This window comes from Trinickia sp., assembly GCF_051954495.1.
Lineage (GTDB): Bacteria > Pseudomonadota > Gammaproteobacteria > Burkholderiales > Burkholderiaceae > Trinickia.
This window is the reverse complement of the sequence record NZ_JBQCHR010000116.1, coordinates 1-21514: the sequence shown is the minus strand read 5'-3', so window position 1 is coordinate 21514 and position 21514 is coordinate 1. Positions and strand designations below refer to the sequence as shown.

Genomic DNA, 21514 nt, shown 5'->3' with positions numbered 1-21514 from the left:
AACGCCATCACGCCATAACGCCATTACACAAAGACTCGTCAGAGAATTCGTTCGAGGTCGATCGACATGCGCTACCCCCATCTGTTCAAACCGATGACGCTGAACAAGCTGACGCTGCGCAATCGCATCGTCAGTACGGCGCACGCGGAAGTCTATGCGGAGCCGGGCGGGTTGCCCGGAGATCGGTATATCCGCTACTACGAGGAAAAGGCGAAGGGCGGCGTGGGTCTAGCGGTCTGCGGCGGCTCGAGCCCCGTGTCGATCGATAGCCCCCAAGGCTGGTGGAAATCGGTCAACCTGGCCACCGATCGGATCATCGATCCGTTGAACCGGCTGGCCGAGACGATGCACCGGCACGGCGCGAAGATCATGATTCAGGCCACGCACATGGGCCGGCGCTCGGCATTTCATGGCGAGCACTGGCCGCATCTGCTGACGCCCTCGGGCGTGCGCGAGCCCGTGCACCGCGGCAATGCGAAGACGATCGAAGTCGAGGAGATTCGGCGCATCATCGGCGATTTCGCCGCCGCGGCCAAGCGCGTGCAGCTAGCCGGCATGGACGGCATCGAAATCTCCGCGGCGCACCAGCATTTGATCGATCAGTTCTGGAGCCCGCGCACGAACTTCCGCAACGACGAGTGGGGCGGCAGCCTCGCCAACCGCCTGCGTTTCGGCGTCGAAGTGCTGACGGCCGTGCGCGAGGCCGTCGGGCCCGATTTTGTCGTCGGCCTGCGCATGTGCGGCGACGAGTTTCACGAGGACGGGCTCGATCACGAGCAGCTCAAGGAGATCGCGCATGCGATGGCCGAGACCGGGCTGATCGATTATCTCGGCGTGATCGGCTCGGGCGCCGACACGCACAACACCTTGGCGAACTGCATGCCGCCGATGGCGTTGCCGCCGGAACCGTTCGTGCATTTGGCGGCCGGCATCAAATCGGTCGTGAATCTTCCCGTCATGCACGCCCAGAGCATTCGCGACGCGGGCCAAGCCGAACGCTTGCTGGCGTCGGGCATGATCGACCTCGTGGGCATGACGCGCGCGCAGATCGCCGATCCGCATATGGTCATCAAGATTCGCGACGGCCGCGAAGACGAGATCAAGCAGTGTGTCGGCGCGAACTATTGCATCGACCGCCAGTACAACGGCCTCGACGTGCTCTGCGTGCAAAACGCGGCGACCTCGCGCGAAGCGACCATGCCGCACGTGATCGAAAAGTCGCGTGGGCCCAAGCGCAAGGTGGTCGTGGTCGGCGCGGGCCCCGCGGGTTTGGAAGCGGCGCGCGTGGCGCGTTCGCGCGGCCATGACGTCGTGCTGTTCGAAAAGAATACCGAAGTCGGCGGCCAGATCGTGCTGGCCTCGAAAGCGCCGCAACGCGAACAAATGGCGGGCATCGTGCGCTGGTTCGACATGGAGACGAAGCGTCTTGGCGTCGACCGGCGGCTGGGCGTGGAAGCCGACATGAAAGCCATCATGGCGGAGAAACCGGACATCATCGTGCTCGCCACCGGAGGTCGCGCGTTTTCCGACCAAGTGAGCGCGTGGGGCGTCGCCGATGGCCTCGCGGTCAGCTCGTGGGACATTTTGTCGGGCCGCGTCGAGCCGAAGCAGAACGTACTCGTCTATGACGGCGTCAGCACGCACGCGGGCGCAGGCGTAGCCGATTTCATCTCGAGCCGAGGCGGCAAGGTCGAAATCGTCACGCCCGACGTCAAGGTCGCGGACGATTGCGGCGGCACGACGTTCCCAATCTTCTATCGTCGCCTTTATGCGCAAGGCGTCGTGCACACGCCGAACTATTGGCTCGATCGCGTGTACGAGGAAGACGGCAAGAAGATCGCGGTGCTGCGCAACGAATACACCGAAGAACAGGAGGAACGCGCCGTCGATCAAGTCGTGATCGAAAACGGCAGTACGCCTAACGATTCGCTCTACTGGCAGCTGAAGGCCGAATCGCTGAACCGGGGACAAATCGACGTACAGAAACTGTTCGCGTCGGAACCGCAGCCATGTCTGGGAGAGGAACTCGGCAACGGCCGCTTCTTGCTGTTCCGCGTGGGCGATTGCATCTCGATGCACAACATCCACGGTGCGATTTACGACTCGTTGCGGCTTTGTAAGGACTTCTAACCATGAGCCCGGCATTTCTCATCACCGTGCTGCTGTGGCTGTCGGTCGCGGGGCTCGCGTTCGCCGTCGTCAAGCGTTCGTCGTACTGGCGGCTCGGGCGCGCCAGCGCGCCCGGCGCGTTCGGCGTGGGCAATCTGTTCACCATTCCCAAGCGGTACTTCGTCGATCTGCATCACGTGGTCGCCCGCGATCCGTACATCGCCAAGACGCACGTCGCGACGGCCGGCGGCGCCATCGCGGCGCTTGCGCTCGTGTTCGTCAACTACGGGCTGGCGATCTACTCGCCCTGGCTCGACAAGCTGATCTTTCTCGCCTCGCTGGCGATGCTGATCGGCGCGGTGTTCGTCTGGCGGCGGCGCCATGCGAAGAATGTGCCCGCGCGCCTGTCTCGCGGCCCTTGGAACGCGTTGCCCTGGCTGCTGGGCTCGTTCGCGCTGGGCCTCGTTTTGTTCACGCTCGTGCCGGCTGCGATGATGTCGCGTGCTTTCGCGGTCATCTGCGCCGTGCTGATCGGCATCGGCGCGTTTGCGATGACGATGGGCGCGGCGAAGGGCGGGCCGATGAAGCATGCGATCGCGGGGCTGCTGCATCTCGCGTTTCATCCGCGTCAGGAACGCTTCGCGGCAAGCCGCGAAGCGTACACGGGCAACGGCGACGCCACGCCTCCCACGGCGCTCAAAGTGCCCGACATCGAGCACCGCGATTACGGCGTCGCCAAGCCGGTGGAATTTCGCTGGAACCAACTGCTGAGCTTCGATGCGTGCGTGCAGTGCGGGAAGTGCGAAGCGGCATGTCCGGCATTCGCCGCGGGCCAGCCGCTCAACCCGAAGAAGCTGATTCAAGACCTGGTAACCGGCATGGTCGGCGGCACCGACGCCGCCTACGCCGGCAGCCCGACGCCGGGCATCGAGATCGGGCGTCATGCCGGCCAGCCGACCGGGCCGATCGTCTCGGGTTTGATCGAATCGGACACGATTTGGTCGTGCACGACTTGCCGCGCCTGCGTACAAGAATGCCCGATGCTGATCGAACACGTCGACGCGATCGTCGACATGCGGCGCCATCGCACGCTGACCGAGGGCGACGTGCCCGGCAAAGCGCCCGAAGTGCTCGCGAATCTGCGCGAAACGGGAAGCGCCGGCGGGTACGACATCGCGGCGCGCTACGACTGGGCGGTGGATTTGAACGCACGCGTCGCGCAGCCGGGCGTGGCGGTGGACGTGCTGCTGATCGCGGGAGAGGGCGCCTTCGACATGCGCTATCAACGCTCGCTTCGTGCCCTCGTCAAAGTGCTGAACAAGGCTGGCGTCGATTTCGCCGTGCTCGGCGGGGCTGAAGCGGATACGGGCGACGTTGCCCGCCGCCTCGGCGACGAAGCCACGTTCCAGCGCATGGCGAAGCGAATGATCGCGACGCTCGGCGCGTTGCGCTTCAAACGCATCGTGACGGCCGACCCGCACGTCATGCATAGCCTGCGCAACGAATATCGCGCATTCGGCATGCGTTACGACGTCCAGCATCATACGAGCCTGCTCGCGGAACTGGTCGATTCGGGCAAGCTTTCGCCAAAGGCGTCGGCCCTGCTTGCGGACAAACGCATCACTTATCACGATCCCTGCTATCTGGGACGCTACAACGGCGAAACCGAAGCCCCGCGCCGCGCGCTCAAGTCGATCGGCATCAAGGTCGTGGAGATGGAACGCCACGGCATGCGCGGACGCTGCTGCGGCGGCGGAGGCGGCGCGCCGCTCACCGATATTCCGGGCAAAGCGCGCATTCCCGACATTCGCATGGCCGATGCCCGGGCGATCGGCGCCGACGTGGTGGCCGTGGGCTGCCCGAATTGCACGGCGATGCTCGAGGGCGTGGTGGGGCCCCGCCCCGAGGTGCTCGATATAGCCGAGCTCGTTGCCGCCGCGCTGGAGTGATAACGCATGAACGCCATCAAAAGAATCGATCCGCGCCGGCCGTTCGTCATCGCCGCGTCGGGACTCAAACGCATCACGCTCGGCGAGCAGGCCGTCGCCGGCGCGACGAGCGATGATGCGCTCGCGGCCCTGCATCGCGGCCACGGTCAAGCGCCGAAGCCCCGGCGCGTCGTCGAATCGAACGGCCGCACCTTGCTTGTGGCCGCGCATAGCGACCGCGGCGCGTTGGACGAGCACGCTCGGCAGGTCGTGGCGGCAGCCGCCATCGTCGCCGACAAAAACACCGAAGTCGTGCTGCTCGTTTTCGGCGAATTGACCGATGACGCGGCCGCATTGGGCGCGGACAAGGTCGTCGAGGTTCCGGAACTGGCGCGGCCGGCATTCGCGCCGGATCGCGCGCTGGCCGCCCTGCGCGATTGCGCGGCGGCGTTCAAGCCCGCGCATGTGCTCATGCCCGATAACGCGACGGGCGACGGCGACCTGGGACGTCGATATGCCGCCCGGGCGAAGGCGAGCGTGGCGACGCACGTCGTCGAGATCGATGCGGCGCACGTGGGTTGCATGGCGGACGCCGGGCGATCGTTCGCGACGCGCGCATGGCCCGAGGTGATTCTGCTCGATGCGGAGGCCGTTTCGTCGAAGTTGCCGTTCGTCGGGGCCGGGGAGCGCATCGCCTTGCCGAGCGCGGGCGGGGAAGGCGGCTCGTCGGCCGCATCGACGTCGCTCGACTATGCCGATCGCGGAACGACCCAGCTCGACGCGGCGCAGGTCGCGCTCGAAGAAGCCGACTTCATCATTTCCGCGGGCAACGGCGTGACCGACATCGCGGCCTTCGAAGCGCTCGCTCAAACCTTGGGCGCGGCGGTCGGGGCGAGCCGCGTGGCGGTCGACAACGGCCATTTCACGCGCGACAAGCAGGTCGGCGCTACGGGCAAGACCGTCAACGCGAGCGTCTACATCGCATTCGGGATTTCGGGCGCCGTTCAGCATTTGCAAGGGATCAAGGACTGCCGGCATGTCATCGCGGTCAATCTCGACGCGAGCGCGCCGATCGTCAAGCGCGCGAATCTGACCGTGATCGCCGATACGCAGCCGACGATCGCGGCGCTGGCCGACGCCGTCGGCCAAGCCAAGCAGGGCCGTCAAGCCACGCTCCCGCCTTCAGCATCGACGGGCGCCAACGTTCGAGAGGATGTCGCGGCATGAAATCAACAGACAAGCTGGACCGGATCGCGGTACTCGTATCGGTCGGCCGCCATCGCGTGAGCGGCGCCTCGTGCTACAGCCGCAACGATGCCGCCGCGCTCGAGATCGCCCGCAAACTCGCGCGGGAGCACGGCGCGGCGCTCGACGTGCTGCATGCGGGCGACGCATCGAACCTGGCGTTGACCGACTACTTGGCGCTCGGTGCGCCGCGCGTGGACGTACTCCCATGCGGCGAGCGCGACGATGCCGCGGCGCTGCTGGCCGAGCGTTTGCGCGGCGTGCCGCTCGTGCTGACGGGCACCAGGGCCGAAGGCGCTTATGACAGCGGCACGCTGCCGTATGGCGTGGCCGAAGCCCTCGGCTACACGCTGGTCGATTCCGCGCTCGATGTGACCGTGGAAAGCGGCGGCGTCGCGGTCACGCAATTTTTGCCGAAGGGGTTCCGTCGCAGTGTCGCGGCCACGCTGCCGGCAGTCGTGGCGGTGCATCCTCAGGCGCCCGTGAGCCCGCGCTATGCCTACGCACGCTCCGTGGAGGGCTCGATTGCGCCGCAGCGCGCCGCCGCGCCGCGCGACGCCCAAGCCGATGCGTGGCGCGTCGCCCCCGTGGCGCGCAAACCGATCAAGCTCGTCGCGGCCGAAAAGCGCTCGGGACATGCCCGGATGCTGACGGCGACGACGACCGAAAGCCGCGGCGGGAACGTCGTAATTGAGGGGACTTCAGTCGAAAAAGCACAAGCCATTCTCGGATATTTGCGAGAGCATCGACTCGTCGATTACTGAAGTCCCGAAAACATTTTGGTGACGGCGAGTGTCTTGGATCGAGCGCTCGCACCGCATCCAGCACAACACGCAAGTCAAGCAAGTACAGCATCCGGAGCAGACATGACCGTATCCGTAGACATTCGCGCGCTCATCGAACGGCGCAAACAGGGCTACAGCCTCGAAGCGCCGTTTTACCGCAGCGAGGAGATCTTCGCGCTCGACATGGAAGCGATTTTCCGCAAGCACTGGATTCACGTCGCGGTCGAACCCGATATTCCCGAACCCGGCGATTACGTGACCGTGGAGCTGGCCGGCGAGTCGGTGCTCATCGTGCGCGACGACGACATGTCCGTGCGGGCTTTCCACAACGTGTGCCGCCATCGCGGCGCGCGGCTGTGCAACGAAGAGCGCGGCACGGTCGGCAACATCGTTTGCCCGTATCACAGCTGGACCTATAACCTGAGCGGCGCGCTGATGTTCGCCGAACACATGGGCGAAAAGTTCGACCGCTGCAAGCACAGCCTGAAGTCGGTCCACGTCGAGAGCTTGGCGGGCCTGATCTTCGTGTGCCTGGCGGAGGAGCCGCCCGTCGATTTCGCCGTGATGCGCGCGGCGATGGAGCCCTATCTGCTGCCTCACGACCTGCCGAACTGCAAGATCGCGGCGCAGGTCGACATCATCGAGGAAGGCAACTGGAAGCTGACGATGGAGAACAATCGCGAGTGCTATCACTGCGTCGCGAACCATCCCGAGCTGACCGTTTCGCTTTACGAATACGGCTTCGGCTATCAGCCGTCGCCGGCCAATGCCGAAGGCATGGCCGCGTTCGAACGCACCTGCGTCGAGCGCGCCGCGCAGTGGGAAGCGATGAGCCTGCCGTCGGTCGAAATCGAGCGCTTGAGCGACGTGACGGGTTTCCGCACGCAGCGTTTGCCGCTCGATCGCGACGGCGAATCGCAAACGCTCGACGCCAAGGCGGCGTCGAAAAAATTGCTGGGCGAATTCAAGCGCGCCGACCTGGGCGGCCTCTCGTTCTGGACGCAGCCCAATTCGTGGCATCACTTCATGAGCGACCACATCGTCACGTTCTCGGTCATTCCGCTGTCGGCCGGCAAGACGCTCGTGCGTACGAAATGGCTCGTGCACAAGGATGCGGTCGAAGGCGTCGATTACGACGTCGAGAACTTGACGGCGGTCTGGAACGCAACGAACGCGCAAGATCGCGCGCTCGTCGAATTCTCCCAACGGGGCACGGGCAGCAGCGCCTACGAACCGGGCCCATACTCGCCGTTCACGGAAGGACTGGTCGAGAAATTCTGCGATTGGTATATCCGTCGTCTGGGCGCCCACGTAGGCGCGTAGCAACGGAAGCAGGCAAGTCGGAAACACAACGAGGCAGAGCATGATGCGAGACGCGCAAACCTTCGAGCCGCAAGACGGACGCCTCACGCGACCCGCATTCTGGAGCGCGCTCGGCGCGCCGTGGACGAGCGACGAGGAAGAGACGCTCGTTTGCTGCCAGGTACGGCAGGAAACACACGACGTGAAGAGTTTCTTCTTCATGTCGCGGGAGGGCCGGACATTCTCGTTCGAACCCGGGCAATTCATCACGCTCGAGCTCGAGATCGACGGCGAGACGATCAACCGCTGCTATACGATTTCGTCGGCGCCCACGCGGCCGCACACCATTTCGATCACGGTGAAGCGGGTGCCGGGCGGGAAGGTGTCGAATTGGCTGCACGACAACCTGCGCCCGGGCGACGCCGTTCGCGTGCTAGGTCCGGCTGGCGAATTTACGTGTGCGCGTCACGCGGCCGGCAAGTACCTGTTCTTGTCGGCGGGCTCGGGCATCACGCCGCTGATGTCGATGAGCCGCTCGCATCACGAGCTGGGAGAAGATCGCGACATCGTCTTCGTCCATAGCGCGCGGACGCCCGACGACATCATTTTCGCTCGCGAACTCGATCTCATCGCCTCGAATCAACAGCGCTTCAGAACGTCGTTCGTCTGCGAGCGCCTCGGGCAACGTACGAATTGGCCGGGCGTCACCGGGTTCTTGACGCTGCCCCTGCTTCGCCTGATCGCTCCGGATTTCATGGAGCGCGAGATCTTCACATGTGGTCCCGCGCCCTACATGAAGGCGGTGCGAGATCTGCTCGCGGAAGCCGGTTTCGATCGCGCGCATTATCACGAGGAAAGCTTTTCCTTCGATGCGCTGCCGCCCGCCGAGCAGGCGGCGGCGACGGAAGGCTCTAGCGTGCATGAAGAAGCCGCGCAAGCCGATGGCGAAACGCGCTTTGCCGTGTCGTTCGCGAAGTTGCGCCGCGACATCGAATGCGGGGCGAACGAGCATGTGCTCGATGCGGCCAAGCGCGCGGGCGTGCGTTTGCCGGCGTCTTGCACGCAGGGCATGTGCGGAACCTGCAAGGTCAAGCTCGTGTCGGGGCAAGTCGATATGCGCCACAACGGCGGCATCCGTCAACGCGAGATCGATCAAGGCATGGTGCTGCTTTGCTGCAGCAAGCCGCTCAGCGATCTCGTCGTGGACAAATAGCGTCACGCTGTCGTCGTTTCCGGACAAGCGCATGTCGGAAACCGCACTTACCCATCATTAATGGCTGCTCATGCTAGGGCCTGAAAGTAGCACCCCGCGCCGCGGATCGACGACCAGGAGAGACCACCATGAAGTTATTGAAGCAATTGTTGCTGACGGCCGCCTTCGGCGCGGCGGTTGCGAGCGCGGTGCCCGCGTTTGCCGACGGTAAGCCGACGATCAAGATCGGCTACGTCGAAGGTTGGGACGACAGTGTTGCCACGTCGAACGTGGCCGCGCAAGTCATCGAAACGAAGCTCGGCTACCCCGTCAAGCTCGTGCCCGTCGCCGCCGGCGGGATGTGGGGCGGTGTGGCGCGCGGCGATTTGGACGCCACGCTGTCCGCCTGGCTGCCCGCCACGCACGCCGCGTACTGGGAACAGTACAAGTCGAAGGTCGTCGACCTCGGCGCCAACTTCAACGACGCGAAGATCGGCCTCGTGGTCCCGGCCGACGCCAAGGCGACCTCGATCGCCGATCTCGAATCGCAGAAGGACGCATTCGGCGGCCGTATCGTCGGTATCGACGCGGGCGCCGGCGTGATGAAGAAGGCCGACGACGCAATCAAGGCCTACAACCTGAGCCTTCAGTTGATGCCGAGTTCGGGCAGCGCCATGACGGCGGAGCTCGCGCGCGACATGCATGCGAATAAGCCGATCGTCGTGACGGGTTGGGCTCCGCACTGGATGTTCGCGAAGTGGAAATTGAAGTTCCTCGACGATCCGAAGAAGGTATTCGGCGGCGCCGAGCACGTGGATAACGTGATCAATCCGGAACTTGAAAAGAAGGCCCCGCAAGTGGTGGCGTTCTTGAAGAAATTCCAATGGAAGCCGGGCGAAAACGAAAGCATCATGCTCGCAGTGCAAGGCGGCGCGAAGCCGGACGACGCGGCGAAAACTTGGGTGTCCGCGCATGGCGATCGCGTAGCGGCTTGGACGGCTGACGCCAAGTGACACGAATCGATTGAATCAAGTGGCTCACGGCAATGAACGGACAAATCGACGAAGCCGTGACGCGGTGAGCAACGCCGAACGTTAGGCAATTCCAAGTACTGAGTGTCCCTGTACGGGGCGTGCGGACGGCAAGTCCGCCCGCTCCGTTTTTTTCGTTCGAGTTGGTAAGAGTCTGGGGAAGCGCCGCGGAAAGCGGCGCGGCGGCGAGAAGGGAGTGCGGCGTCTACCGCATCGGTGCGCCGAGTTCGATCGGCGCACCCGACGCGGCCATCGATGAAGCGCGGCCGGCGCTATTGCAGGACGACGGTCCGTTCGCCGTTGATGAACACGCGGCGTTCGATGAAGGCCTTGACCGCCCGCGCGAGCGTGATGCATTCGACGTCGCGGCCCACGGCGAGCAGTTGCTCGGGCCTGTGCGAATGATCGACGCGTTCGACCGTCTGCTCGATGATGGGGCCCTCATCAAGATCGTCGGTCACGAAATGCGCTGTCGCGCCGATGAGCTTCACGCCACGCGTGTGGGCCTGATGATAGGGCTTCGCGCCTTTGAAACCGGGCAGGAACGAATGGTGGATGTTGATCGCGCGCCCGGCGAGCTTGCGGCTCGTGGCTTCGGAAAGAATTTGCATGTAGCGCGCGAGCACCATCAACTCGGCCCCGGTCGTCTCGAACAAGTCGAGCAGGCGGGCTTCTTGGCGCGCTTTCGTCTCCGCGGTCACAGGCAGGTAGTGAAACGGCAAGCCGTGCTGTACGGCCATTGGCTCGAGCGTCGTATGGTTGGAAGCGATCCCGACGATGTCCATCTTCAGTTCGCCCATGCGCCAGCGGAACAGCAAGTCGGCTAGGCAATGCTCGAGCTTGGACACCATGAGCAGCACCTTCGGCCGCACGTCGGCATCGTGAATGCCCCACGTCATGCCGAAGCCGACGGCGATCGGTGCGAACTCGGCCTTTAGCGCGGCGATGTCGAGCGGCCTATCGTGCTCGCGCGCGCCGTGAAAGACGCATCGCATGAAAAAGCGCTCGCTCAGGTCGTCGTCGAACACGGTCAGTTCGTCGATATAGCCGCCGTGCTTGTCGAGCAGCGCGACGACGGCCGCGACTTGCCCGGCGGCGCTCGGACACGCAAGCGTCAGCACGAATTGATGTGAACGTTCAGGTGTTGACATAAAGGTAGCCCCGGTCTCCGTGTAAACTCGCGCGAGATCGAAGTGCAACGCACCGCTCGCGCGACGTTATCAGTAGAGCAGGGCGTATCTGCAACCGATAGAACCGAATCGCCGCGCCGATGGTATCGGAGCGTCAGCGCGTGACCGACGGCAATTGGAAGCGGGCGACGGCCTCGTCCAAGCGCCGGCTTTGATCTTCGAGGGAGATGGCGGCGGCCGATGCCTCTTCCGCCAGCGCCGCATTGCGCTGCATGGCTTGCTCCATGTGCGACACGGACGCGTTGACTTGATCGATGCCGATCGACTGCTGCTCCGAGGCCAGGCTGATTTCGGCGATGATCGTGCGCACGCGCTCGACGGCTTGCGCGAGCTCCGTCATCGTCGCGCCGGCGTCGCCCACGAGCGCGCTCCCGCCGTCGACGCGCTGCGTCGAATCGCCGATCAGCGTCTTGATCTCCTTGGCGGCCGATGCCGAGCGCTGGGCCAGATTGCGCACTTCGGATGCGACGACGGCGAAGCCGCGCCCGTTTTCGCCGGCACGCGCCGCTTCCACCGCGGCGTTCAGGGCCAAGATATTGGTCTGGAACGCGATGCCTTCGATGACGCCGACGATCCCGGCGATCTGCGTCGAACTCGTCGAGATCGCCTCCATGGTCGCGACGACGCGTGCCATTGCGTCCCCGCCTTTGGTTGCAATCTCGGCCGCGCTCCCGGCGAAGGTACGGGCGCTGCGCGCGTTGTCCGCCGTTTGACGCACGGTGGCAGTCAACTGTTCGATGCTGGCGGCCGCTTCTTCGAGAGAGGCGGCTTGCTGCTCGGTGCGGTTGGACAGTTCGACATTACCGTGCGCGATCGTGCGCACATCGGCGACGATCGCCTCCGTGCTGGCGCGAACCTGGTTTACCGTCTGCGCCAAGCCCGACTGCATTTGACCTAGCCGCGTCAGCAAATGGCCCATTTCATTCGCGCGGCCGACCGCGACGTTGTGCGTCAGGTCGCCCTGCGCGATGCGATCGAAATGATCGACCGCCGCGCTGACGGGCGTGACGATCGCGCCGGCCAGCCGTCGTTGCGTCAGGAAGCCGACGACGAGTGCGAGCGCGGCGGCGCCTCCGAGCATCCAAAGCGCGCGGCGAAAGCGCGCGTCCGCTACGTCGAAGCGCGTTTTTTCGCGGGCGATCTGGAAATTCTCGAGCGCGGTGATTGCGTCCTGATAGGCCGCGAAAACGGCGGGCGACGCCTCGCGCTGGGTCGAGAGAAAGTCGACCATATTGTCGCTGTCCAATTGCGCGAGGGCTTTTTGGAGCGTTTGGTCGAACAGTGCTTGGCGGCGAGCGAGCAGCGTGTCGAGCAGCGCTTTTTCCTCGGCATCCGGCGTGTGCAGGCTACGATAGGCCGCCAGTTCGTCGTTACTCTGCGTCACCAATTGATGTAGACGCGCGATTTCTTTTTGCGCCGGTTTGCCGGCGCTGATCAATTGCTCGACTTCGCTCAAACCCCCGCGCATGACGAGCAGCCTCTCCGAACTCGTCTTTAGGTGAAGCAGCGAGGCCGTATCGTCGCGATACATGGCCGCAAGCGCCGCATTGCCGGCGGACAGCATGGCCACGGCGCCGACGATTACGATGATGAGCAGGGCGGTGTAGCCGGCGATGGTGGCGGCAAGGCCGCCTCGGATCGAGAGCGATTTGGGCATGGCGATACTCGGTGCGGCGTTGAAGGAAGCGCGACGGACGCGCGCTTGCGCTTCTGCTATATCGACAAGCTCGGCGGCCGGCTATTGTCAATAGGCGACAATGGCCTGACCAATTGCGACAACGATGCGCGGCGGAAATGGTGAAGGAAGGGGGCGCGTGCGCGCGCCGAAGAAAAAACGCGGAGCAGCGCCGACCGCCGGCGACTACGAAAATCCGTAGTTTTCGCCGGGCAAGCTAAATCGTGTCAGTCCTCGACGGCGGGATGAAATGCGTCGACCGAAATCATCGCCGCCGCATTGGCGGGCGCCGGGCGTTCCGCTGGCCGGAATACCGCGTCTCCACGGCGAATCGCCCGCCGCGAAACGACGCACGTGCCCGATGCATTGGCCGAGCGGCGGCGCCAGCGCTGCTCCCCGTAATGGCAGCGGCCAGGTTCGACCCAGCGAATGATCAGCGTCGTATCGGACTGTTCGAGAATTTCGATTTGGACGCGGCTTACGTCAACTGCGCGAGACTTGTTTGTCCTCATAGCGGCTCCTGGAATCGAGCCCTGTAAATGTATTCGGGTATGCCCGAAGCCGCTATCGTTATATCCGTAGAAACACAATTCTCCAAACTGAAATAATGCTGGGGAAGTTACGCTAATTCGTGCACTTTATTCCGCGCGCACGTGGCAATCGATTTGCACATTGGCGCCGCGGAGGGTTTTGGCGCGCCCGATGACGGGGGGCGGCGGCGTATCGCGGCCCGCCCAGCTTCGCACCTGAGCGCCGAAGCAGGCGAAATCGGGCGCAATCGGGCGCAATCGGGCGAAACAGGGCGAATAGCATCAAAACCGTCAAAAGCGCGCCGGACTGTAGGGCCTGGGATCGGTGAAGGGGGCTTCACCCGTCATCATTTCGGCGAGCAAGCGCCCGGTAACCGGCCCGAGCGTCAGCCCATGATGGGCGTGGCCGAAGGCGAACCAGAGCCCGCGATGGCGTTGGGCTTGGCCGATGACGGGCCGCATGTCGGGCGTGCAGGGCCTCAGGCCGAGCCAGGGCTGCGCGTCCAGGCGCGCCCCGAGGGCGAATGCGGGTCGCGCATGGGCTTCCGCACGGGCGAGTTGCACGCCCGTCGGCGGCGCCTCGCGGGCGGCGATTTCCACGCCTGTCGTCAGGCGCAGGCCGCGCTGCATCGGCGCGACGACATAGCCTTGTTCCCGATCGAGGATGGGCCGGGCGAGCGGCGCGCCAGTCGTCGCTTCGTAGTGCATGTGGTAGCCGCGCTTGGCGCGCAACGGGATCCGATAGCCGAGCGGCGCGAACACCGTGTCCGACCAAGGGCCCAGCGCGACGACGACTTCCCGCGCGCCGATCGGGCCTTCACTCGTCTGCATGAGCCACGCGTCGCTCTCGGCTCGAACGGTGGAAGCGTCGCCGACGATTGCCTTGCCCCCGGCGCGCTCGAAGAGCACGGCATAGGCTTTCGTGAGCGCTCCCGGGTTCGTTACGCTTTGCGGATCGATCCAGTGCAGCCCCCCGCAAAACGCGTCGGAAAGGGCGGGCTCGCGGGCGCGCAGGGCCACTGCGTCCAGCGTGTCCAGGCGTAGGTCCTGGGCGCTCGCCAACTGTCGCGCCCGCTTTGCGGCGGCGTCGAATTCGCGGGGCGTTCGATAGGCTTCGATCCATCCGGTTTCGTGCACGAGCGCCCCGGCTTCCGGGCCGGCGCGCGCGGCCAGCGCGGCATGTTCGTCGACGCAACGCAAGATGAGGGGCAGCATGTCGTGCGCGGCCGCCGCCAGCCGCCGCGGCGACGACTCGTGCCAATAGCGCGCGAGCCACGGGATAAAAGACGGCAGCGCCTTGTAGTCCCAGTAGAGATCCGTCGATTGATTGCGCGCATAGCGCGCGAGTGCGCTCAGGCTGCGCGGAAACGCATACGGCACGACGGCCGAGCGCTCGATGAGGCCGGCATTGCCGAAACTCGTGCCTTCGCCCGGAAGGCCGCGATCGACCAGTGCGACGCGCCGGCCGCGATCCTGCAAATGAATGGCGCACGACACGCCGACGATACCTGCCCCGAGAACGACGACGTCGAAATCCATGAAGTGGCGACCGTAGTGATGAGTAGTTGTCGAGAATGCTTGACGGGAATCAAAAACGACGGGTACCGCCGCCTTGATACTGATCCTGTGCTAATGCGCGCTCCGCCTCCGGCGCTTCGATGACGAGATCGGTATCGGCCGTGGCGACGCACGGCAGGATCCAACCTTCGGTCTTTTCCTCGCGGCTCACGCCCGGCCATTCGACGCGATAGCTGACACGTCCGGAAACGAGCTTGCACATGCACGTCCGGCAGACGCCGTTGCGACACGATCGTGGTAGCCGCACATGGGCGGCCGCCGCCGCGTCCAGCAGCGTGAGCGAGGCAGGCGATTCGAACGCGAAGCCGTGTGGTTCGATGCGCACGATTGGCGTTTGGGGCGGTGCGGTCATGACGATGTGATGGGGCGCCCGAAAGGGCGCAACGACAATGGGGCGTACCGATACGGCGCACATTTGCGCGAGCTTACCGTAAGCACTGGGCGTGCCGATAGTCCCCAGGGGGCCGCCGCGGGGTGCGGACGATCCGCGGCGCGCGGGTGCAAAGAAGGCCGCGCGGCGTTCGAGGAGAAGGCGATGGTGAGGGCGGAAGCAAGGGTAGTGCTGGCGGCGATCGCGACGTTCGTTGCCCTTGCCGGCATTGCAGTCGCGATACGCGGCCTATTGTTCGACCAGGGCGCATTGGTGCTCTACGGGGCGGCCGGCGTCGTGGTGGGTATTTTCGGCGTGGCCGTCCTACTCAATGCATGGCCGAAAGACATGCCCTAGTCGTCCGATGCTAGGCCAATGGACGCGGCAATCCGAAGACGGGTTGAAAAAGGGTTCGTACTCCTATCTAACGGACGGCGCAAACCGCGCCTGTTTCGTCGGATCAAATGGGCCGTTTCACGCCCCATGCAAGGAAAACTTGCTCAGCCCATCGCAAACATCCTAAAGTTTAGGCAATCGGCGTGGAGGCGACCCTTTCGCGCCGGCGGCCCGCGCTTCCAGCAAGAAGGAAGCACTCCCACCCGGCGCGGTTATGGCGTGTTTTCGTCACGGCAAAGGCGAATCCCATGCAGATTCTTTTTCCTAATGAAGCACCGGAGTACTCGGGGCGCGAATTGATCGTCGCGTTTCCAGCGCTCGTCAACGGTGAGCGCGTGTGGTGCAGCATCACCGCGGAGGCCCTCGAGGATCATTTCGGCGCGGCTTCGACGCGGCTCGAAGACATGGTCGGGGCGTTCGACGCGCACCGGCCCCGCATCGAAGCGGCGACACGCCGGCTGCTGTCCGAAACGAGCGGCCAGTGCTCGATGCTGCGCAGCGGCTACGTCAGATTCTACGAAGCGAACGCGGGCGCGTAATCACTGCGCTCGACGCTGTCGGTTTGAGCCGCTTGCGCGGCTCGCCGCCCTTCATCGCGCTCGTTGAATGCAACGCTTCTCACCGCGCCCGCGCCTGCCGGCGCGCAGCGCCGTGTGCGCTTCATTCCCCGCCCAGATAGAAGAAGCGGAACAGGAAGATGGCCGCGATGATCCAGACGATCGGCTTGACCTGCCGTGCACGCCCCGTCAGCAGCTTGAGTCCGGCATACGTGACGAAGCCGAACGCCACCCCGTTGGCGATCGAGTAGGTGAAGGGCATCATCAACGCCGTCAGCGCGGCCGGCACAACCTCGGTCGCATCGTCCCAGGGCAAGTCCGCCAGTTCGCGCAGCATGAGGCACGACACATAGAGCAGCGCGGGCGCGGTCGCATAGCCGGGCACGACCCCGGCCAGCGGCGCAATGAACAGACACGCGAGGAACAGCACGGCCACGGTGATGGCCGTCACACCCGTGCGCCCCCCTGCCTGCACGCCCGAAGCGCTTTCGATATAGGCCGTGGTCGAGGACGTGCCGAGCAGCGAACCGGCGACGATGGCCGTGCTATCGGCGAGCAGCGCCTTGTTCAAACGGTCCATTTTGCCTTCGACGAGCAGCCCGGCCCGATTGGCGACGCCCATCAGCGTGCCCGTGGCGTCGAACAGCTCCACGAGGAAGAACACAAGCACGACGTTGATGATCCCCGTGGACAGCGCAGCCCGTATGTCGAGATGAAATAGCGTGGGCGCGATGGAAGGCGGCGCGGAAACGAGGCCGTGGAATTGGTTGCCGCCGAAGAAGAACGACAGGACGGTCACGCCGAGGATGCCGATCAAGATCGCGCCGCGCACACGCAGGCAATCGAGCGTGACAATCGCGAAGAAGCCGATGGTCGCCAGCACCACCTGAGGTTTGTGCAAATCGCCGAGCGTCATGAGCGTGGCGGGATTGCCGACCACGATGCCGGCCGTTTTGAGCGAAATGATGGCGAGAAAGAGCCCGATGCCGCCCGTGATGGCGACGCGAATGGACCGCGGTATGCCGTTCACGATCATTTCGCGCACGCGAAACAGCGTCACGATCAAGAACAGACAGCCTGAAATGAGCACGGCGCCGAGCGCGGCTTGCCAGGTGAAGCCCATGCCCTTGACTACGGTGTAGGCGAAGTATGCGTTCAGCCCCATGCCGGGCGCGCAGGCGATCGGATAGTTGGCGTACAGGCCCATGATCAGCGTTGCGATGGCCGCGACCAGGCACGTCGCCACGAACACGGCGTCCTTCGGCATGCCCGCATCGCCTAGAATCGCGGGATTGACGAAGATGATGTAAGCCATCGTCAGAAACGTCGTGACGCCGGCCAATATCTCCGTGCGTAAATCGGTGCCCGCTTCTTCAAAGCCGAAATAGCGCTTTACCGATTCCATGAACGGAACGTTTTTGGCTTGTTCCATGAGTGCTTTGTCTCCGGTCCCATGCTTGACGGTCTTCCCGAACCGGTGCTCGAACGCGGGCCGAGCCGGTCGGGAAGACCGTTTGATTTGATTCGAATGTAACGACTTCGGTCGAATGCGGCCGCGCCCTAATGTACGCGGCCCGCGCCCGAAAACCAGCCGCACAGTGTAATAGCGACTATTTGCGCGCGCCAGCTTCCCGTGCACGGGCCGTGCCTCGACGGCCCCGCATCGTTGGGTTCAGTGGCGATTGAGCACGAGGTTCAGGACATCGATCGGCAGCGGAAAGACGATCGTCGAATTCTTGTCGGCGGCAATCGTCGTGAGCGTCTGCAAGTAGCGCAATTGCATCGCTTGTGGCTCGTGCGCCAGCGTTTGGGCGGCTTGCAGCAGTTTCTCGGAAGCCTGCAGCTCCCCGTCCGCGTGAATGATCTTGGCGCGGCGCTCGCGTTCCGCTTCGGCTTGGCGGGCAATGGCGCGAATCATCGATTCGTTGATGTCGACGTGCTTGATTTCGACGTTCGACACCTTGATGCCCCATGCGTCCGTTTGGGCGTCGAGCGTTTTTTGAATGTCGGCGTTCAGCTGCTCCCGCTCGGCCAGCAGCTCATCGAGCTCGTGCTTGCCGAGCACGGCGCGCAACGTCGTCTGCGATAGCTGGCTCGTCGCCTCCATGAAGCGGGCCACTTGAATCACGGCCTTCTCGGGATCGACGACGCGAAAGTAGACGACGGCATTGACTTTGACGGACACGTTGTCGCGCGTAATGACATCTTGCGGCGGCACGTCGAACACGATCGTGCGCAGGTCGATGCGCACCGCTTGCTGCACGACCGGGATGATGAGCACGAGACCGGGGCCCTTCACCTTCCAAAAGCGGCCGAGCATGAAGACGACACCGCGCTCGTATTCGCGGAAGATGCGGATGGACGAGGCAATGATGACGAGCGCGATCAGCAGCAAAAGCGTGCCGAAGCTGTAGGTGAATCCGATCATGGGGAGGCTCCTCCTCGTGGGGGTTCTTGCGCCGGTTCGACATCGAGCGTCAGGCCGTGCCGGGCCGTCACGCGCACGCGCGCGCCCTCCGCCAGGGGCGCCGCGGCGCGTACGCGCCAGCGCTCGCCATGCACGCGGGCCCAGCCGACGATCGCTTGACCGCCTGCGTCGTCGCCGGCCGCGAGCGCCGCATCGATGATTTCGCCCTGGCTGCCGACGAGCGCTTCGCCGCCGGTGACGACCGGCCGTCGCCGGGCGCGGTAGGCAAAGCTCGAAACGAAGAAGACGAAGACGGCGCCGGCGGCCGAGATGGCGGCGATCATGGGCAGCGGCACGCCGTAGCCGGGGGCATCCGTGTCGATCAGCATCAGCGCCCCGGCGGCGAACGCGATGATGCCGCCGAAGCCGAGCGTGCCGAACGTCGGTAGAAACGCTTCGGCGATGAGAAAGGCGATGCCGAGAAAGATGAGCGCGAGCCCCGTGTAGCTGATCGGCAGCAACTGCAGCGCGAACAGCCCGATCAAGAGGCAGATGGCGCCGGCCACGCCCGGCAGCACGAAGCCGGGGTTCGCGAATTCAAAAAAGAGGCCGTACATGCCGATCGTCAGTAGGATCAGCGCCACATTGGGGTCCGTGACGACCGCCAGCACGTGGCTGCGCCAATCGGGCTCGAGCGTCACGACCGGCGCGCGCTCGGTGGCGAGTTTGTGCGCGCCGGTCGACGTTTCCACCGTTCGGCCGTCCAATTTTCTCAACAGATCGGGCAGGTCGCGCGCGGTCAGATCGACGACGTTCTCTGCGAGCGCCTCGCCGGCCGACAAGCTGACGGCTTCCCTCACGGCGCGCTCGGCCCATTGCGCGTTGCGCCCTCGTAGCTGGGCGAGCCCGCGGATGTAGGCGGCCGCATCGTCGATCTGCTTGCGCGTTTCGGTCGATTGCGTATCGGTCGCCAGGGGCGACGATGCCGCCTTGCCATGTTCGTCGGGCGGCTTCGGGGCGGGCGAGCCGGCGCCCGGTGCGCCGATCTGAATCGGCGTGGCCGCGCCTAGATTGGTGCCCGGGGCCATCGCCGCGATGTGGCAGGCATAGACGATATAGGTGCCGGCGCTCGCCGCGCGGGCGCCGCCGGGCGCGATGAACGCGGCGACGGGCACGGGAGAGCCCAGAATCGCCTTGATGATTTGCCGCATGGAGGTATCGAGCCCGCCGGGGGTGTCGAGTTCGATGACGGCGAGCTGGGCATGGTCGGCCGCGGCGCGTGCCAGCGAGCGCGTGATGAAATCGGCGCTTGCGGGGCCGATGGCCCCCGATACGGGAATCGCGACGACTTCGCCGGCATGGGGGGCGCTGGTCGAGGCGGCATGCACGGCAGGGGAAGCGACGAGCGCCGCCAGTGCAATGAGCGTTGCGGCGCAGCGCGCGCTAAACGACCGCCGCCGCGCGGACGCGGGCGCTTGGCGAGTCGATGCGATTCGCCGCAACGGATGGATTTTCATCGTTCTTAGCCGACGCACCGGATGCGCCGCCGCTGGCGGGAAGGCCGCCCTGACGCTTAAAGATTAGGATGATTCGCGTGGGTCCGCAAAATGGGGCGTGGGCAAGCGCACGCGGCTGGAGTGCGAACTCCCTTGCACCGCTCCCGGGCTCGATGCAGGCGCCGGTTGGCGCCCGAACCATGAAAACAGCAAGGCGCGCCGTGGCGGCGCGTCAAAAAATCGACCGCCCCGACAGGGTCGTCAGCCATTCCAGCGCCAGCGTGCCTGCAAGCGAGTTGCCGTTCGCGTCGAGCCCCGGCGACCAGACGCAGACGGCCATTTCACCGGGGAGCACCGCAACGATGCCGCCTCCCACGCCGCTCTTCGCCGGCAGCCCCACCCGGTAAACGAAATCGCCGGCTGCGTCGTAAGTGCCGCACGTGAGCATGAGCGCCGACAAGCGCTTGGCTGAACTCGAATCGAGGACGCGTTCTTGCGTGGCGGGCGAAACCCCGCCGTTGGCTAGAAAGAGGGCGGCGCGCGCCAGCTCGACGCAGTTCATTTCAATGGCGCATTGTCGGCAGTAGGCGTCGACGACGGATTCGGGCGGCATGTGCAAATTGCCGAAGCTCGCGATGAAATGCGCCATCGCGCGATTGCGCTGTGCGTGCTGCAGTTCCGATTGCGCGACGCGGGAGTCGTAGTCGAGGTCCGTTGCCCCCGACAGCCGTCGCACGAATTGGACGAGCGCGGTTTCCGCGCCGACGAAGCGCCGGCATAGGACGTCGGTGACGACGAGCGCCCCGGCGTTGATGAAGGGGTTGCGGGGCAGGCCGCGTTCCGTTTCGAGTTGGACGAGCGAATTGAATGCGGTGCCCGACGGCTCGCGTCCAACCCGCGTCCAAAGCTCGTCCCCGAGCAATTGGAAGGCGAGCGTGCAGGCGAACAGCTTCGAGATGCTTTGTATGGAGAAGCGCTCGTGCGCGTCGCCGACAGTAAACACTTCGCCGCTCAGTGTGACCACGGCCATGCCGAAGCGCTCGGCCGGCACCTTGGCCAGTTCGGGTATGTAGTTGGCGACGCGTCCCTTCGTGCGCCAAGGCGCGACGTCGCGGTAGATCTGCTCGAGGATGAGCGGGTAGTTCGGCTGTTCGTTCATTGCGGTTGTTCTATGGACCGATAGGCTTGCGAGAGGCCTTTGCGCCGCGTCTTGTCGTGCGAATACGGGCGAGCCCGTATGGAACCCGCAAGCGCATGCCGCCGTCAAGCGCCGCCGAACATGTGTTGTCCTTGCACCGCCTGGGCGGCGTTTCGCTCGTCTGCAAATTTTCGCTTGCGGCGCGAAACGAACGCGCCTAGAATCACGCCCTTCGCGCAGTCGAACGGACAGCGCGAAGGAAGCGGGAGTCCTTGGAGCAGGTAGGTTTGCCCAGGGTTTGCGCGGGCCCTCGTAGCGGGTTTTGGTTCAACGGTTCGATAGCAGCGATGTTAAAAAACTGTTGACGAGATACGAAAGGTTCTGCATAATCTCGTTTCTCTGCTGCTGACGCAGCAACGCAAGGCGGGCGGTGCTAGAAGGGAAGTTGTTCTGGTGCTGTCGACGGTTGAGCGACGCGATCTTTAAAAATTTACAGCCGATAAGTGTGGGCGCTTGATAGCGAACGCAGGACTGGATCTTCGGATTTAGTCCAAGCGAAAGTATCAAGTCTCACACAGTATTGAG

17 protein-coding genes and 2 pseudogenes are annotated in these 21514 nt (G+C 64.5%); 10 read left to right on the top strand and 9 right to left on the bottom strand.

Features of this window, described 5'->3' with window-relative positions; translation table 11 throughout:
* Positions 1-66: 66 nt before the first annotated feature.
* From ACTHNR_RS15610 to ACTHNR_RS15575, 8 genes and pseudogenes are all read left to right on the top strand, one after another.
* Positions 67-2130, top strand: coding sequence for an oxidoreductase (locus ACTHNR_RS15610; protein ID WP_440548562.1), 2064 nt, complete (start codon positions 67-69; stop codon positions 2128-2130).
* A 2-nt stretch (positions 2131-2132) separates the two neighbouring features.
* Positions 2133-4058 (top strand): (Fe-S)-binding protein, encoded by a 1926-nt coding sequence (locus ACTHNR_RS15605; RefSeq protein ID WP_440548561.1) that lies wholly within the window; start codon positions 2133-2135, stop codon positions 4056-4058.
* Between the two features lie 6 nt (positions 4059-4064).
* Positions 4065-5264 carry an electron transfer flavoprotein subunit alpha/FixB family protein gene (locus ACTHNR_RS15600; protein ID WP_440548560.1) on the top strand — a complete coding sequence of 400 codons (1200 nt, stop codon included), beginning with the start codon at positions 4065-4067 and terminating at the stop codon, positions 5262-5264.
* Entirely contained in the window at positions 5261-6046 is a 786-nt protein-coding gene (locus ACTHNR_RS15595; RefSeq protein ID WP_440548559.1) for an electron transfer flavoprotein subunit beta/FixA family protein, read from the top strand. Before ACTHNR_RS15600 ends, ACTHNR_RS15595 begins: the two co-directional genes overlap by 4 nt.
* Before the next feature lie 102 nt (positions 6047-6148).
* The gene (locus ACTHNR_RS15590) at positions 6149-7390 is read left to right on the top strand and encodes an aromatic ring-hydroxylating oxygenase subunit alpha (RefSeq protein WP_440548558.1); all 1242 of its coding nucleotides are present in this window, start codon (positions 6149-6151) and stop codon (positions 7388-7390) included.
* Positions 7391-7430: 40 nt separating this feature from the next.
* Positions 7431-8246: pseudogene (locus ACTHNR_RS15585) on the top strand (FAD-binding oxidoreductase); the annotation flags it as partial.
* A gap of 87 nt (positions 8247-8333) precedes the next feature.
* A pseudogene (locus tag ACTHNR_RS15580) lies at positions 8334-8582 on the top strand (2Fe-2S iron-sulfur cluster-binding protein); the annotation flags it as partial.
* Positions 8583-8710: 128 nt separating this feature from the next.
* Positions 8711-9574, top strand: a complete 864-nt coding sequence (locus ACTHNR_RS15575) for a glycine betaine ABC transporter substrate-binding protein (RefSeq protein WP_440548557.1) — start codon at positions 8711-8713, stop codon at positions 9572-9574.
* A gap of 290 nt (positions 9575-9864) precedes the next feature.
* Here ACTHNR_RS15575 and purU read toward each other — a convergent pair whose 3' ends face one another.
* The 5 genes from purU to ACTHNR_RS15550 all read right to left on the bottom strand — a co-directional run bounded on the left by purU (position 9865) and on the right by ACTHNR_RS15550 (position 14917).
* Positions 9865-10743: a formyltetrahydrofolate deformylase gene (purU, locus tag ACTHNR_RS15570; RefSeq protein WP_440548556.1), complete on the bottom strand. Its 879-nt coding sequence runs from the start codon at positions 10741-10743 to the stop codon at positions 9865-9867.
* Positions 10744-10876: 133 nt separating this feature from the next.
* Positions 10877-12439, bottom strand: coding sequence for a methyl-accepting chemotaxis protein (locus ACTHNR_RS15565; RefSeq protein WP_440548555.1), 1563 nt, complete (start codon positions 12437-12439; stop codon positions 10877-10879).
* A gap of 245 nt (positions 12440-12684) precedes the next feature.
* Complete coding sequence (locus ACTHNR_RS15560) at positions 12685-12969, bottom strand: DUF3331 domain-containing protein (RefSeq protein ID WP_440548554.1); 285 nt, start codon at positions 12967-12969, stop codon at positions 12685-12687.
* A 309-nt stretch (positions 12970-13278) separates the two neighbouring features.
* Positions 13279-14526, bottom strand: coding sequence for an NAD(P)/FAD-dependent oxidoreductase (locus ACTHNR_RS15555; protein ID WP_440548553.1), 1248 nt, complete (start codon positions 14524-14526; stop codon positions 13279-13281).
* 49 nt (positions 14527-14575) lie between these two features.
* Positions 14576-14917: a 2Fe-2S iron-sulfur cluster-binding protein gene (locus ACTHNR_RS15550; protein WP_440548552.1), complete on the bottom strand. Its 342-nt coding sequence runs from the start codon at positions 14915-14917 to the stop codon at positions 14576-14578.
* 183 nt (positions 14918-15100) lie between these two features.
* On the opposite strand from ACTHNR_RS15550, the gene ACTHNR_RS15545 reads away from it, so the two are divergent.
* Together ACTHNR_RS15545 and ACTHNR_RS15540 are read left to right on the top strand one after the other, a co-directional pair.
* Positions 15101-15292 (top strand): DUF2964 family protein, encoded by a 192-nt coding sequence (locus ACTHNR_RS15545; RefSeq protein ID WP_440548551.1) that lies wholly within the window; start codon positions 15101-15103, stop codon positions 15290-15292.
* 287 nt (positions 15293-15579) lie between these two features.
* A complete protein-coding gene (locus tag ACTHNR_RS15540) occupies positions 15580-15870 on the top strand; it encodes a DUF1488 domain-containing protein (RefSeq protein WP_440548550.1) in 291 nt (96 codons plus the stop codon).
* A gap of 121 nt (positions 15871-15991) precedes the next feature.
* Here the strand turns inward: ACTHNR_RS15540 and ACTHNR_RS15535 are convergent, their stop codons facing one another.
* From ACTHNR_RS15535 to ACTHNR_RS15520, 4 genes are all read right to left on the bottom strand, one after another.
* Positions 15992-17293, bottom strand: coding sequence for an NCS2 family permease (locus ACTHNR_RS15535; protein ID WP_440548597.1), 1302 nt, complete (start codon positions 17291-17293; stop codon positions 15992-15994).
* A 267-nt stretch (positions 17294-17560) separates the two neighbouring features.
* A complete protein-coding gene (locus tag ACTHNR_RS15530; RefSeq protein WP_440548549.1) occupies positions 17561-18316 on the bottom strand; it encodes a slipin family protein in 756 nt (251 codons plus the stop codon).
* On the bottom strand, positions 18313-19812 hold the full coding sequence (locus ACTHNR_RS15525; RefSeq protein ID WP_440548548.1) for an NfeD family protein: 1500 nt from the start codon (positions 19810-19812) through the stop codon (positions 18313-18315). The genes ACTHNR_RS15530 and ACTHNR_RS15525 overlap by 4 nt, the downstream gene beginning before the upstream one ends.
* 211 nt (positions 19813-20023) lie before the next feature.
* Complete coding sequence (locus ACTHNR_RS15520; RefSeq protein WP_440548547.1) at positions 20024-20950, bottom strand: glutaminase; 927 nt, start codon at positions 20948-20950, stop codon at positions 20024-20026.
* Between the last annotated feature and the right edge of the window lie 564 nt (positions 20951-21514).